The sequence below is a fragment of the Kitasatospora putterlickiae genome, assembly GCF_039527695.1.
Taxonomy (GTDB): domain Bacteria; phylum Actinomycetota; class Actinomycetes; order Streptomycetales; family Streptomycetaceae; genus Kitasatospora; species Kitasatospora putterlickiae.
In genome coordinates this window covers 1-691 of sequence record NZ_BAAAKJ010000344.1, presented here as the reverse complement: position 1 = coordinate 691, position 691 = coordinate 1, and the positions used below count along the sequence as shown (strand labels likewise).

Annotated in this window: 1 pseudogene; it reads left to right on the top strand. The window is 71.1% G+C overall.

What is annotated here, in order from left to right:
* Nucleotides 1–275: 275 nt before the first annotated feature.
* A pseudogene (locus tag ABD308_RS31890) lies at nt 276–691 on the top strand (hypothetical protein); the annotation flags it as partial.

Genomic DNA, 691 nt, shown 5'->3' with positions numbered 1-691 from the left:
CGCCCTTGGGGCGGCCGGTGGAGCCGGAGGTGTAGAGCACGTAGGCGAGCCGGCCCGGTTCGGCGTCCGCCGGGTTGCACGGAGCGCAACGCTACAGGTCCGCCGCGCATTCAGCCGGGCGGCCACCTGGGTGTCCGCCCGAAGGCACCGTGCGGAAGCGAACCGGCCACTTGTCACAAGGAATCCGCCATCGCCACGAATCGCACGCGCAATGGTCACGAACGGTTTTCGGAGTGGTGGCTTCCGGTTCGGTCGCCGTCCCTAGCGTTCCGCCCATGACACAGAGTCACCGCCCCCACCGCGCACGGCGCACGGGCCTGCTGGCCGCCGCCGTTGCCTCCGCACTGAGCCTCACCACCGTCGCGCTGACCTCCCCGAGCGCCGCCTCCGCCGAGCCCGCCGCCCCCGGCGAGGTCGCGGCCGCCGCCGCCCCTGCCGTTCCTGCGCCCGGTGAGGTCGTCGTCGACGAGCGCTTCGCCGGTCCTGCCCTGCCGGCGGGCTGGAGTGCTGTTGAGGGCGAGTGGAAGGTGGAGAACGGGCGGTTGGTCGGTACCTCCGTCAACTCCGGTCAGCAGAGCCGGATCACCTTCGGTCGTCATCTCAACGACTTCCGTATCGAGGCCACGGTTCGTTTCGAGAGTGTGCAGGACGCCGCGCGGTGGGCGGCGTTGGGTCTGGATGTTCCCGCGAG